This window comes from Nocardia abscessus NBRC 100374 (assembly GCF_000308455.1).
GTDB lineage: Bacteria > Actinomycetota > Actinomycetes > Mycobacteriales > Mycobacteriaceae > Nocardia > Nocardia abscessus.
In genome coordinates this window covers 15,963-29,043 of record NZ_BAFP01000265.1, presented here as the reverse complement: position 1 = coordinate 29,043, position 13,081 = coordinate 15,963, and the positions used below count along the sequence as shown (strand labels likewise).

Below are 13,081 nucleotides of genomic sequence, written 5' to 3'. Positions count from 1 at the left end.
GGACATGACGCAGACACCGCGTCGGCGGACCGATCCGCCGCTGACCCTCGCCCAGCAGGAAATCTGGGCCTACACCACCCTGTACGGGCCCGACCAGCGCTATCTCGTCAGCGGCCACGTCCACCTGCGCGGCCGCATCGATCCGGACCTGTTCGAACGCGCGCTGCGCGGTGTCGTCGCCGACACCGAGACCCTGCGCGTCCGGCTCGACGTCGACGGCCCCGAGCCACGACAGGTGGTCGAGGCGTGCACCGGATGGCCCTTGCACCGGGGTTATTTCGGCGACGAACCCGATCCGGTCGCCGCCGCGCTCGCCCATCTTCGCGCCGCGGCCACCGGCTTCGACCTGAACGCCGCCCCGCTGTTCGACCACCATCTGCTCGATGTCGGCGCGGCGGGCTATCTATGGGGTCTGCGAGCACACCACATCGTCTTCGACGGCGCCGCGTCGCTTGCCCTGATCCGTGCCGTGGCGTGCGCCTATACCGCGTTGCTCGCCGGCGAACCCACGCCACCGTTCTCCGATACCGTCGCCGGATACGTAGCGGAGGATCTGCGGTATCGCGCCTCGCGCCGTTTCAGCGACGACCGCGCGTTCTGGTCCGGTCGGCTGGCCGGGCTGCCCGACGCCCCGATGTTCGCCCACCCGCCCGTCGTCGCGGGCTCGTCCGGCTTCGTCCGGCACTCCGGCCGTCCCCGCGTCGAAGATTGGCGCGCCTTCGGATGCGCCGCAGAACGATTCGGCGTCGACTGGCCCGCGCTGCTGGCCGCGACCACCGCACTCCTGCTACACGCGGACTCCGGTGCGCGCACCGTGGTCCTCGGACTTCCGGTGCCGGCCAAACGCTCTCGGCGCGCGCTCGGCATGACCTCGAATGTCGTCGGACTACGGCTCGAGGTCGATCCCGCCGCCTCGATCGGCGCGCTCGCGAGGGCGGCGCAGTCGGAGCTGCGCACGGTGCTACGCCATCAGCACTATCGGCGATTCGACCTGCTCGCCGACGGCACGTCCCCCGGCGGTGAGCACCGGATCACCGGACCGATGCTCAATATCCTGCCGATTCCCTCGGACATCCGTTTCGGTGACGTGCACGCCACGCCGAACCCGGAATCCACCGGCCACACCGAGGCTTTCGGCATCGGCGTCTACGCCGGTGACGGACCGCCGCGCATCGAGATGGACACCGCCGCCGCACGATGCGACGCCGCCTCTCTGGCTAGTCTGCACGCTCGCTTCCTGTCGGCCATGAGCGAGGTGGCCTCGGCCGCGGACGACACCCCCGCCGGTCGGCTTACGCCCGCGCGGGTCGTCGCCGCGTCGCCCAGCGTCCACCAGGATCCGACAGGCGCCACCGATCGGGGTATCGCCGAGGTCTTCCGGTCGGTCGCACGCCGCTTCCCCGAACGGCACGCGCTCTGGTACGAGGGCGAGCACATCACCTACCGCGAATTGGCGGTCCACGCCGAACGATTCGCCTGCCACCTCGCCCATCAGCACGGTGTCCGCCTCGGCACACCGGTCGGTGTGCGACTGCCGCGCACACCGGACATGGTCGTCGCGGCGCTGGCGCTCATGCGGCTCGGCGCGATCTGCGTCCCGCTGCACGAGCAGGATCCGCCCGATCGCGTCGCCTGGGTGCTGGCACACACCGGCACCGAACTCGTCCTCGACGACATCGCACTGGTGCGTGCCGTCGCGCGTTCCGACGGACCGGTCCTGACGACACCGGCCGACTCCGTGCCCGCCGACGCGGCCGCATGGCTGATGTTCACCTCGGGCTCGACCGGCGCGCCGAAAGGCGTGCTCGCCACGCACCGCGCGATGGTGACACGCGCGATCGACCGGATCGCCGCCGGCCCGGAATACGCACGGATGCTGATGCATTCGCCGTACGCCTGGGACATGGTGGTGTGGGAGCTGTGGATGCCGCTGTTGCAAGGCCACACCGCAGTGATCGCGACACCGGACCGGCTGGGCGCCGAGGATTTCCGCCACGTACTGCGCGCGGGACAGGTCACCGCGATGCTGCTGGCGGCCGGCCTGTTCCAGGTGCTGGTCGACGACATCCCGGAGAGCCTCGCCGAGCTGCGCACCCTGTCGAGCGCCGGGGACATCCTGGCTCCCGATACGGTGCGGGCCATGCGCGCGGCGGCGCCCGGCATCTCCATCGTCAACATCTACGGGCCGGTGGAGGCGACCGCGTACGCCACCGCCTATTCGATTCCGGCCGGTCCGCTGCCCAGCGAGGCGATTCCGGTAGGCCGCGCGGTCGACCACACCGAGGTACTCGTCCTCGACGCACTGCTGCGCCCGGTGCCGCCCGGTATGGTCGGCGAGATCTACATGACCGGCGCGGGGCTGGCCAGGGGATATCACCGGATGCCGGGCCGGACCGCGGCGGCTTTCACCGCCAATCCCTTCGGCGCACCGGGATCGCGGATGTATCGCACCGGCGATCACGGCAGCTGGGGCGCCGACGGCCTGTTGCGATTCCTCGGCCGCAGTGACCGGCAGGTCAAGGTGAACGGCATTCGGGTGGAACCCGGTGAGATCGAACACGCGATCCGCGGTATGCCCGGGGTCACCGCGGCGATCGTCACGGCACACCGGATGGCGGCGGGCAAGACCTTGATCGCCCACGTGGTCGCCACCGAACAGATCGATACGGCGGCTATGCGGACGCGGCTGGCCCGAATCCTGCCCGCCTATCTGCTACCCGCCGCGATCGTGCAGATTCCCGCGCTGCCGCTCACCGTCAACGGCAAGATCGACCGGAAGGCGCTGACCGTACCCGTCTCCCCGGCCGCGCATCCGCCGCGGACGCCGCGCCAGCAGATTTTGGCCGGACTGTTCTCGGATGCCATCGGACAGCAGCGAGTGGGCATCGAGGACGATTTCTTTCGGGTCGGCGGGAATTCGCTGGCAGCCATCCGCCTCGCCGCCTCGGCGAGCCGGACCCTCGGCGTCGTGGTGGCCCTGCGCGATCTGCTCGACGCACCCACCGTCGCCGCGCTGGAACGGCGCATCGCCGGTCGCGGTGAGGACTCCACCGCCGGTCACGGCACCGCCGGCCGGGAGCAGGGGGTGATCGCCTACCGCGAAAGCGATGGAAACCCTGGCCCGCCCGACGAGACGATTCCGCTCACTCCGGCCCAGCAGCGGCTGTGGACGGTCAACTATCTGAGCGAGAACGAGGCCGACTACCTGATGCCCGCCGCACTGGACCTGATCGGTCCACTCGACGCCGCGGCCGTGCACGCGGCGGTCTGCGATGTGGTGCGCAGACACGAGATACTGCGCACCACACTGCCTTTCGCTACCGCCGGACCGGTGCAGCGGATCGCGGCATTCGACCCGGATGCCGTCGACTACCGCGAAATCACCGACGACGAGGATCTGGACCGGTCGCTGGCGCAGGAGACGGCGCGCGGTTTCCAGCTGCTCACCGAAGCGCCGATCCGGGTGCGGCTGTACCGGCGGGCGCCCGACCACCACGTACTGCTCGTGGTCCTGCATCACTGCGCCGGTGACGCCGAATCGCTGGCGCTGCTGCTGCGCGACCTCCGATTCGCCTACCTGGCACGCGCCGTGGGCGCGGCGCCGGCCTGGCCGACGCCCCCGGTCCAGTTCGCCGATTACGCGCGATGGCTGCGCGAGGACGCCGGCGATTGCGCCGACGACCGATCCGCACCGGCCCGCTACTGGCGTGACGCGCTGGCCGGACTGGACTACATCCCGCCGCTGGCCGTCGATCACCCCCGGGCGGGCGGCGGCGGATATCCTGCGGCGGCCGTGCCCTTCACCCTCGATGCCGACGCCCATGCCGGTCTACTGGATACCGCCCGGCGGTGCGGCGCGACCACCTACACCGTCCTGCACGCGGCTCTGGTGTGCGCGTTCGAGCGTCTGGGGGCCGGGCCCGACCTGGTCATCGGCACGGCACTGAGCGGGCGTGATCGCGCCGAACTCGACACGATGCTCGGCTGCGCGGCCGATATCGTGCTGATCCGCACCGACCGCACGGCCGCGCCGACCGCTCGGCAACTGATCGGTCAGGTCCGCGACCGCGTCCTGGAGGCACACGAGAACAAGCGGTATCCGTTCGAGCGGTCCATCGCCGGGCACACCGGAGCGGACCGGCCACTGCCGCAGATCGTCACGACCTTCTTCCGCGATATCGCCGTCACGGGCACCGTCGGCGACCTCGATGTCCGGCTGCGCGAATCACCGCCCCAACGAGCCGAATTCGAGGTGCTGATCCAGCTGCGAGAGGCCATCGGAACCGGCGGCGAACCGGCCGGCATCCACGGCGAGATCCGCTATGCCGCGCCACTGTGGGACCGCGCGACGATCACCGCGCTCGCACAATGCCTGCACTCCGCGATCACGTCGTTGCACACCGAGATCGACGCACCGGCCGCTTGATCGCCGACGCGTGCGGCGCGCGTGACTATCCGGATTGATTGCGGCCGCTCGTTACGGGAAACCGGGGACAACGAACGATATCCAGGCCCGGAGGTTGTCCGGCGGCCTGTCGCGGGTCTTCGCCGCACGGCGGGGTGTCCCACGATCGCAGGAGGTGTTGCATTGTCTGTCGACCGGCGCGGCGAGTATGCCACGACGGGCGCCGACCGCCCTGGCGGCACGGTCCATCGGAATGCGGCCGCCGAACGATTCGCTGTCCGTAGTGCCGCGGCGTTGCTGGGCGTCGCGGCCGTCGGTATCGGGTTCGGGGTGCTCACAGCACTGGTCCGGGCGCGGTGGGAACCGATGCAGACTGCGGATCAGGCGATCACCGACAGTCTGGTCTCCGTGGTGGCGCAGAACAGGATGCTGCAGAACATTCTCACCGGTATCACCGATCTCGGAGGAACCGGCACGCTGGTCCTGGTGCTCGCCGTGGGCGGACTCTGGCTGCTGCTGCGTCGTCTACCACGACTCGCCGTCTACGTGGCGCTCACCGGCGCAGGCGGACTGATCCTCAACCCGGTCGTCAAAGAGCTTGTCGCACGGCTACGTCCGGTGGTGGAGACTCCCGTCTACAGCACCGGCGGGTGGAGCTTCCCTAGCGGACACGCGATGAGCTCACTGGTGTGCTACGGCGTTGTTCTGCTGGTTTTCGCACCCACCCTGCGAGCTGGCCCACGCCGCGCGCTGATCGGTTTCGCAGTCCTGATCGTGATCGCAGTCGGGCTGAGCCGGATAGCCCTGGGCGTGCACTACGTCACCGACGTCCTCGCGGGCTGGCTACTCGGGTCGCTCTGGCTCGTGCTGGCCACCGTCGCTTTCCACCGATGGCGGGGCGACGCCCGAGTCGACAACGCGGGCCCGCTACCCGGTGACGTACCACCGGCCGACGAGGACGACTTGCGGCCGGTCCCGGTTCGGCATCCGCCCACCCTGCCCCACCCATGGCGAGGGATCGGCGAACTAGCGGTCGCGTGGGTGCTGCTCGTCGGACTGCTCGTCGGAATCGGCATGCTGGTGCGCGCCCCGAAGACCGAGACCCCTGTCCTGCGGTGGGATCACAGCATCGTGGCAGCGCTCGCCGAGCACCGTGACCCCACGCTCACCTCCTTCCTCGGCGTGTTCGGCGAACTCGGCAATACCACCGCGGTCATCACGGTCGCCCTGATCGTCGCCGCACTGGCCGTGGGCCTGCTCCGCAGCTGGCGACCGGTGTTGTTCCTCGGCATCGCACTGCTGGGTGAGATCACGCTGTTTCTCACCACCGCCGCGATCGTCGACCGCGACCGCCCTCAGGTCTCCCACCTCGATCCCGAGCTTCCACCCACCGCCAGTTTCCCTTCCGGGCACGTCGCTGCCTCGCTGACGCTCTACGGAGGCACCGCCGCACTCCTGTGGGCCGCCACCCGCCGAGGCCGGTACCGGCTTTTCGCCGCCGCGCCGATCCTGATTCCCGCGCTGGTGGGAGTGCAGCGAATTTATGCCGGTGCGCACCACCCCACCGACGTCATCGGCGCGGTCCTGCTGTCTTCGATATGGACCGCGATCGCCTGGTGGGTCGTCCAACCCGTCTCGACCTCCGGTACGTCGCGGGCACAACGCCGTGCCCAGTCTGCCGCCGGTACCCAGTGACCGTGCCGGCGGGAGAACCCGGGCCACGGCTTGTCCGGCAGCCAAGCCGAGATCGCCACCCCTTCAACTGCCGTCCCGACCGTGTCCGGGAGCATCGGTCCACGACTCCAGTCGATCGCGGGTCTTTCGCGTATCCGGATGGTCTTCTCCGAGCACCCGTCGCCGCACGGCGAGCAGTTCCGCATAACAGCGACGGGCGCCGACGGCGTCGCCGGCACGGCCGGTCCATTCGGCGAGGTTGTCCCCGGCGAGCAGGGTCTCGAAGTCCGCTTCCCCGTAGATCCGCAGACGAGTCTCGAGCAGTTCGGCGAACATGTCCCGCGCGGTGGTGAAGCGACCGCTTCGGCCGTACCAGTAGGCCAAATTGCCTTTCGCCACCAGTGTCGCGGGGTGTTCGGTGCCGGAGATACTTTCGCGCAAATCCAGCACTTCGCGATGCAACTGGACGGCGTCCTCGGTTTCGCCGGCCATCCCCGTCCACCACGCGAGGTTGCCCATGGCCCACAGCGTGTCGGAATGTTCGGTTCCCAGCACCTCTCTGCAGACCGGGACCAATTCCGAGCAGATCCGCAGAGCCGCGGCGGCGTCACCGGATTCACCGATCCAACGTGCGTATTGGTCGCGGACGCGAAGGACATCGTTGTGGGTGGCGCCGAGGACACGCTCGAGCACGGGGAGGAATTCGGCGTACCGGTCACGCGCTCCGGCGATATCTCCGCTCTGCCCGATATAGAAAGCGAGGTCCGCGCGTATCCGGAGAACATCGGGGTGTTCCGGGTCCGAGATCGCCAGTTGCAGCGGCAGCAGGTCGTCGAGCATCGCGATCGCGAGCCGATTGTCGCCGCAATATGCGATCCAGTTCGCGAGTTGCACTCGCCAGGTGAGTGTTTCACTGTGGTCGGGGCCGAATATTCGCGTGCAGTCCTCGACCAATTCGGCGAACAGCGCCCTCGCCGCGTGCGGTTCACCGGCGTCGCCGGTCCAGCGTGCGAGCCGGGCCCGCGCGGCTATCCGGTGGACGTCGTGCGGCGGCAACGCCTCTTCGAAGGCCACCAGCCAGGTCTCCCACGAGGCTCGGTTGTCGATCGCTCGGCGTCCGGAATCCGCGCGGTCGAGGAATTCCACCGCGCGAGCGGCAGCTCCGCTCCCGAGGAAGTGACGCGGCGCCGCCGACTGCGCATAGGCGTCTACGTCGGGCCCGGTCAGCTCCGTCAGCGCGGACGCGAGAACCGAATGGGCGTCGAGCAGCGTGGTTGGACGGTCCGCGGTAGCGGCGGCCTGAAGTAATGGGTCGGCGAACGTCGAATGCGCCAAGCCCACCCGCTCGTCCTCCGCACCCGGATGTCCGCGCGCCACCAGGATGCCGAGATCCACGACGACATCGCGCAGTTGTGGCAGCGCCACCTGCGGTCCGAGTTTGTTCAGGGCCTCGGAGATCAACCGCAGCGGAGCGACCGGCCCCGGTCCGACCGCCGCGAGCAGCGCGACCAGCCGACCGGTCGACGCGGCCCGGGCACGATGGCGGGCAGCGGTGCGGTAGCGGCGCACCACCAGCGAGTGCAGGTCCACCGCTCCGGTCGGCCGGTCGATAGCCCAATCGACCTCGGAGATCAGCCGCGGAACGAGCCAGCCGCCACCGATGACCGTGATCTGCGCGCCGAGCGCCCGGTCCAGGTCAGGGGGGACATCGCGTTCGGATGAGGCCAGTTCGTGCAAGATTTCCGGCAGCGATGGGGGATGTACCGGGAATACCCGCGCGTGTGCGAGTTCCGGCCGATCCTCGACACCGGTGCCGGACCGGATGGCGACGACCACGCGGACATGGCGGAGCCGGTCATCGGTCGTCAGGGTGACCACCGCCGCGATGAGGCCGTCGCGGCCACCCTCCTGCGGCTGATCCAGTCCGTCGATGAGGATGCGGATGCGGCGACCGGCCGTCCGCAGGCGCACCAGCGGCCGCACGACGCGGATCTCGAACTCGCTGAAGCGATCGTAATCGGTCAGCTCCGCGCGTACAGATTGCTGTGCCGCACGGAATTCGTCGCCGAACCGCTCGCCCAGCTGCGCCTCCAACTCGCCGATCACAGTCTCGACGGTGCCGGAGACGTCGAGGAAGATGGCCGCGGAGACGTATTCCGCGGTGAGCGATCCCAAAGCGGGGGTCAGGCCCGGACGGATGAGCAGGGAGATAATCGTCGATTTGCCGGCTCCGGCCGGGCCGACCAAAGCCTGTAGCCGGTCGCCTGCGGACTCGACCATCGCGACGAGGGTTTCCTGAACCGTGGTGGTCGCCGACACAGTGTGGACCAGCTGATCGACCAAACCTGCCGCGGGACGTCCGATCACGGCATCGCGCAGCCGTGCCCGGTTCGGAACCAGCCACAGGCCGAGGTCGCCGCGGCGAACTTGGGAGCCGTTGAACGACAGATGCCGTGGCGTCTGCCATTCGCACGCGATACTGAGTTCCGGTGTGAGATCGGCACACAGCAGGTTCGTGCCGCTGTGATCCAGTCCGCTCCGGAATGTTCGCAGCAGCGTGCGGGTGAAGCACCCGTCGTAGGCGTTGCCGTGGTCGGAGGCGACGAGCAATTCCATTCGGCCCGCGGCCTTCTCCAGAATTCTGACCCATCGGCTACCCGCGCCGAGCGCTCCGGTTCCGGCCTCGCACGCGTCGACGAGGACGATCAGCCCGTCCAGTGACTGTGTCCCGCCCAATTGCTCGGCGACCACGTTGACCAGGTGCAGGCCCACATCGGAGTCCAGCGGCTGCGCCGAATCGCGGGCGAGCAGGAAGAAGTCTTCCTCGTTCATCGTGAAGCCATGGCCGACGAATGCGATCAGCAATGTCGCACCCGCCTCGTCGGCGCGGCGGAAGGCCGCTTTCACACTGCGTTTGAGCTCGATGATCGTCGGATCCAACAGCGGGCCGCGGTCGACAGGTCGCCATCTGCCCGCCGTCACGAGGGTGGTGTGCAAGGCTTGCGCGAGTTCCGACGTGAAGCCGAGCCGCGGAAAGTGCTCACATTCGCATCCGATGACGAGCATCAACCTGTCGGCCATGGTGAAACTATCGGGTAGATCCCCGAGACACACAACTACCCCGGCAAATACTCGGGTTCGAGTAGTGGCAATGGCGCGGACACGTATCCGGAGTCGGCGCGGACGAGTAGCCGATCCTCGTGACAGCGTCGTATCGGGCGGGGAACATAAGTGCAGCAGGGTGATTCGAAGGTCGCCGGACCGTTTTCACACCCTGGTTCAGGAGGAAGAAAGCAATGTTTCCGACTCACAGGCGTCTGTCGCTCGGCGGAATCGTCCTGTCCCTGGTCGCGGTGCTCGGCTCCGCGACGCTCAGCGGCACCGCGTCAGCGCAACCCTCGCCCAAGGTCTTCACATGGGACCACGACATACGCGAGGGTGACTGCACGATGTTCCGCGGCGCGCGATGGGTACTGAAGGTAGACGGCAACGCACACTTCACGGCCAAGGTCACCAGCAGCGACGACCACGACGCCTGGCTGATGTGGGCCCAGCTCCACGATGCCGGCGGGCAGTACCTCGGCAATATCATCGCCCACCAGCAAGGGGAGATCGCGAAGTTCGTCATCAACCTCCCCGACAGCAGCCGGCAGTACGACTGGTGGGTCCACGGCACCTTCGACCCGGCTCTTCTTTCCCGCATCCACCACATGTCCTTGCGGTCCGCCTGCTGACCGGTACGGGACCGCAACTCCCCTCCCCGGGGCACCTCGAACCTGCCGAGCCCACGCTTCCGGGCCTTTCACACGGCCGACACCGACATCCTGCTTACGTCGCTCCACCTAGCGAAAGAGTCACCGAACATGCGCACTCGCACTCGACGACTGAGCCTTTCCGCCTCGGTTTTCGCCACCGCCGTACTGACCTGCGTTCTGGCGGCCCCCGAGGCGACCGCCGCGATCACCGGAGTGAGCGTGGCCGCCGGCCCTGAAGGACTCGCGGTCGGCTGCACCTACACCGTGACCGCCACCGTCGATACCCCCGCCCCTGACGAAGGCGACGTCACCTTCCTCATCGCGGGCGGCTCGGTCCCCGGCAACGGCGAGCGCCTCCCCGGCCCCACTACATACCACCCCGAATCCGGCACGGCCACTATTATCTGGACGCCGAAATACCGTGGCTCCCAAAACCTCATAGCCCAGCAGCTCGAGCCCGGCCAGTACACCAGCACCAAATACATCCCCGTCGACGTCAACACCACCGGAATCAACACCGGCAGCTCCTGTCTCACCCGCTGAAGAAGCTCGAGCAGCACCGCACGCCCGGCGCCACCTTCCAGCCCGGATCGGTAATATGAGAATCCCATTCTCGGAGGTGGTTCGGTGCTCAGTTTCTTCACCCGTCGCGGGGACGTCGTGGTTGCCGAGGAGATCACGCGAAGTGTCTGGCAGCCCGAGCATCTGGGCGGGCCGCCGGTGTGCGGGCTGCTGGCGCGGGAGCTCGAGGCGCACTGTCCGGACACGTTCGTTCCCGTCAGATTGACCGTGGATCTGTTCCGGGCAGTGCTGGACCGGCCGATCACAGTGCGCAGCGAGATGGTGCGCACCGGTAGGCGGATCACAGTGGCCGATGCGGCGATCGTGCAGGACGATCAGGTGCGCGCCCGCGCCACCGCGCTGTTCATGAGCACCGGCGCGACACCGCAGGGGCGGGTGTGGAGCGCTGGTGACGAGCTGCCGGTTCCGCCGGAAGGGGCCGTGACCGTTGGCGACGCGCCGCTGTTCCGCAGCGGGGATCGCGACTGGAGCCGCGATTCCGCAGGCCACCAGAACGGTGACCGCAAGATCTGCTGGCTGGTGCTTCCGCCGCTGGTGGCCGGGGAGTCGCTGACCCCTTTCCAGAGTGCCGCCATGGCCGCCGATTTCACCAACCAGGTCTGCCACTGGGGTTCGCACGGCATCGGCTACATCAACGCCGACATGACGCTCACCCTGTCGCGGCTACCGGACGGCCCCGAGCTCGGCCTGCGCGCCGAGAATGCCGTTGCCGCCGAGGGCATCTCGATCGGCACCGCCACCCTCTACGACCGCCTCGGGCCCCTCGGCATATGCGTGGTCACCACCCTGTCCCACCCGGACCGACAGCTCGACCTGGTCGCGTCGAAGCGCTGACCGATATCGGTTCACCTCAGCGGCCAGGACACGACGGAGCGTAGTCAGCCCGCGGCCTGCACCGCGGCGGTGCTGAAATCGTCGACGTCGGCGCAGGCGTCGAACGGAAGCGGCGGATAGCTGCCGTCCGTCGGGTGACCGGGATCGCCATATTGGGCCAGAGGAAGCGCGGACCAATCGATCGCAAGGCTGATGAGATGACCGTTCATGCGGCCGTCGCTACTCGGCCGGTAGGTCAGGCTGACGCCACAACGCGACGGCACCGGACCGTACACGTACGACCGGTGGATGACTCCGTTCAGGCCCGCAGCCTGATAGACACCGTTACCCGGCCCGGGCGACGCCTTTTGCTCCACGTCCAAGCGGAATGAAAGCTCTACCCGCAGGCTGTATTTCGCACCTGGTTTGGTGAAATTCAACTGGCAGTGATACGGAGCGATCCAACCGATCGAGTCCAACATCCAATCGCTGTACCGGGCCTTTACCGCATCCGCGGCCGCACACGGGTTCTTGCCATACAGCGCCTTCCCGTCGGCCGGCTTGTCACGGGGCGTAAGGTTGTCCAGCCGATCGATGATCTTGCCGACGTAGCTCTTTTCTACATCGCACTTTTCGGGCCACGGTGTGGTGTCCGGCGCGCCTTTGGGCGGAACCTTCCGTAACCGCAGCCGGTGTGCGAAGCCGGTGTTCCCGGCAGGCACGTAGTAATAGCACGTGCCGGCAAAAGTAGGCTCATCGGCCAGGTGGGATCGGTAGACCGTGTGTCCGTTGACCGTTTCGGCCTTGTCCCGTGCACGCTCATCGTCGTCGTACACCTCGCCGAGTGACAGTTCGAATAGGTAGAACGCATCCTTCGAAGCGGATTCGCCCACGTGATCGCCGACCCTGAGTTGGCATCCGGCGAGCCCGCGTCCCTCACGGGTAAATGACTTCGTACCGAGATTCATCGCCTTCAACGGCTCTTGATCCAACATCGAGCACGGATCGGTGGCGCGGATCCTGGCCATCAGTGGTTCGGCGTCGGGGCCGGTGACGATACTTTCGTGTTTGCCCACGCCCACCGAATTCACGGTCGTGGATGGCGTGGAAGACGTCGCGGTTGGCACCGTACTGGCGCTGCTCGCCGCTACCCGGTTCTCGGTGACATTCTTCCCGCAGCCGGTCGCGCCCACTGCACAGACGATCGCCAGCACGGTGAGTGCGGCCAAGGAACGGAGTGTCATTTCGTCCTGTCGTAATCTCGCCCAGCTCGGAGCTTCCGTCCTACGGGGTCGGGCCGTAGGGCACGCCACATATCGGCAGGCGCGGCCATCCAACCCTACGCTGACAGTGTGCGAGTCCGAACCAGAGAAACGGCCCGAACCTCGAAATGGTTCGGGCCGTTCGAATCTATGCGGTGCGGTTTCAGAAGACGAAGTCGCACATCGCTGCTCGACACCGAGACTTGACGGCTGCGTTGGACAGATCGCCGTGCGCGTCGGGCACCTGTGCCGCCGATCGCGGTGTCAGCGCAGTGCGCGGCTACGGCCGGTCGCCAAGCCGACCAAGAACAGCAGGACAACCGCGCCGCCGAGGCAGGTGAAGAAGCTGAACCACAGCCCGCCGCCCTCGACATCGACTCCCAGCAGCTTCAGCAGGAATCCACCGAGCAGGCCGCCGACGACACCCACCACGATATTCAGCAGAATGCCTTGCTGAGCATCGGTTTTCATGATCTTGCTGGCGATCCAGCCGGCCAAGCCGCCGAGGATGATCCAACCGAGGATTCCGAGACCGAGCATCATATTCTCCGATTCATCGAGTTGAGCCCGCATGCTGATCCGCGAGCTGT

8 protein-coding genes are annotated in these 13,081 nt (G+C 67.7%); 5 read left to right on the top strand and 3 right to left on the bottom strand.

Annotated elements, in window-relative coordinates; translation table 11 throughout:
* The first annotated feature begins 4 nt into the window (after nucleotides 1-4).
* A complete protein-coding gene (locus ON19_RS33245; RefSeq protein WP_043701996.1) occupies nucleotides 5-4,426 on the top strand; it encodes a non-ribosomal peptide synthetase in 4,422 nt (1,473 codons plus the stop codon).
* Between the two features lie 162 nt (nucleotides 4,427-4,588).
* The gene (locus ON19_RS33240; protein WP_051169554.1) at nucleotides 4,589-6,100 is read left to right on the top strand and encodes a phosphatase PAP2 family protein; all 1,512 of its coding nucleotides are present in this window, start codon (nucleotides 4,589-4,591) and stop codon (nucleotides 6,098-6,100) included.
* A gap of 63 nt (nucleotides 6,101-6,163) precedes the next feature.
* Here ON19_RS33240 and ON19_RS39425 read toward each other — a convergent pair whose 3' ends face one another.
* Nucleotides 6,164-9,160 carry a tetratricopeptide repeat protein gene (locus tag ON19_RS39425; protein ID WP_051169553.1) on the bottom strand — a complete coding sequence of 999 codons (2,997 nt, stop codon included), beginning with the start codon at nucleotides 9,158-9,160 and terminating at the stop codon, nucleotides 6,164-6,166.
* Between the two features lie 215 nt (nucleotides 9,161-9,375).
* Here ON19_RS39425 and ON19_RS33230 point away from each other — a divergent pair, with 215 nt between their 5' ends.
* The 3 genes from ON19_RS33230 (at nucleotide 9,376) to ON19_RS33220 (ending at nucleotide 11,250) form a co-directional block, all read left to right on the top strand.
* The gene (locus ON19_RS33230; protein WP_043701992.1) at nucleotides 9,376-9,813 is read left to right on the top strand and encodes a DUF6294 family protein; all 438 of its coding nucleotides are present in this window, start codon (nucleotides 9,376-9,378) and stop codon (nucleotides 9,811-9,813) included.
* 129 nt (nucleotides 9,814-9,942) lie between these two features.
* On the top strand, nucleotides 9,943-10,377 hold the full coding sequence (locus ON19_RS33225; RefSeq protein WP_043701989.1) for a hypothetical protein: 435 nt from the start codon (nucleotides 9,943-9,945) through the stop codon (nucleotides 10,375-10,377).
* An 84-nt stretch (nucleotides 10,378-10,461) separates the two neighbouring features.
* Nucleotides 10,462-11,250 (top strand): thioesterase family protein, encoded by a 789-nt coding sequence (locus ON19_RS33220; protein ID WP_043701987.1) that lies wholly within the window; start codon nucleotides 10,462-10,464, stop codon nucleotides 11,248-11,250.
* A 44-nt stretch (nucleotides 11,251-11,294) separates the two neighbouring features.
* Here the strand turns inward: ON19_RS33220 and ON19_RS33215 are convergent, their stop codons facing one another.
* On the bottom strand, nucleotides 11,295-12,458 hold the full coding sequence (locus tag ON19_RS33215; RefSeq protein WP_157229958.1) for a DUF3558 family protein: 1,164 nt from the start codon (nucleotides 12,456-12,458) through the stop codon (nucleotides 11,295-11,297).
* A gap of 297 nt (nucleotides 12,459-12,755) precedes the next feature.
* Nucleotides 12,756-13,031, bottom strand: a complete 276-nt coding sequence (locus ON19_RS33210) for a GlsB/YeaQ/YmgE family stress response membrane protein (protein ID WP_043702045.1) — start codon at nucleotides 13,029-13,031, stop codon at nucleotides 12,756-12,758.
* Between the last annotated feature and the right edge of the window lie 50 nt (nucleotides 13,032-13,081).

Coding starts and splice junctions, on each gene's coding strand:
- ON19_RS33245 (WP_043701996.1), top strand. CDS start 5: ATGACGCAGACACCGCGTCGGCGGACCGATCCGCCGCTGACCCTCGCC.
- ON19_RS39425 (WP_051169553.1), bottom strand. CDS start 9,160: ATGGCCGACAGGTTGATGCTCGTCATCGGATGCGAATGTGAGCACTTT.
- ON19_RS33230 (WP_043701992.1), top strand. CDS start 9,376: ATGTTTCCGACTCACAGGCGTCTGTCGCTCGGCGGAATCGTCCTGTCC.
- ON19_RS33225 (WP_043701989.1), top strand. CDS start 9,943: ATGCGCACTCGCACTCGACGACTGAGCCTTTCCGCCTCGGTTTTCGCC.
- ON19_RS33210 (WP_043702045.1), bottom strand. CDS start 13,031: ATGCTCGGTCTCGGAATCCTCGGTTGGATCATCCTCGGCGGCTTGGCC.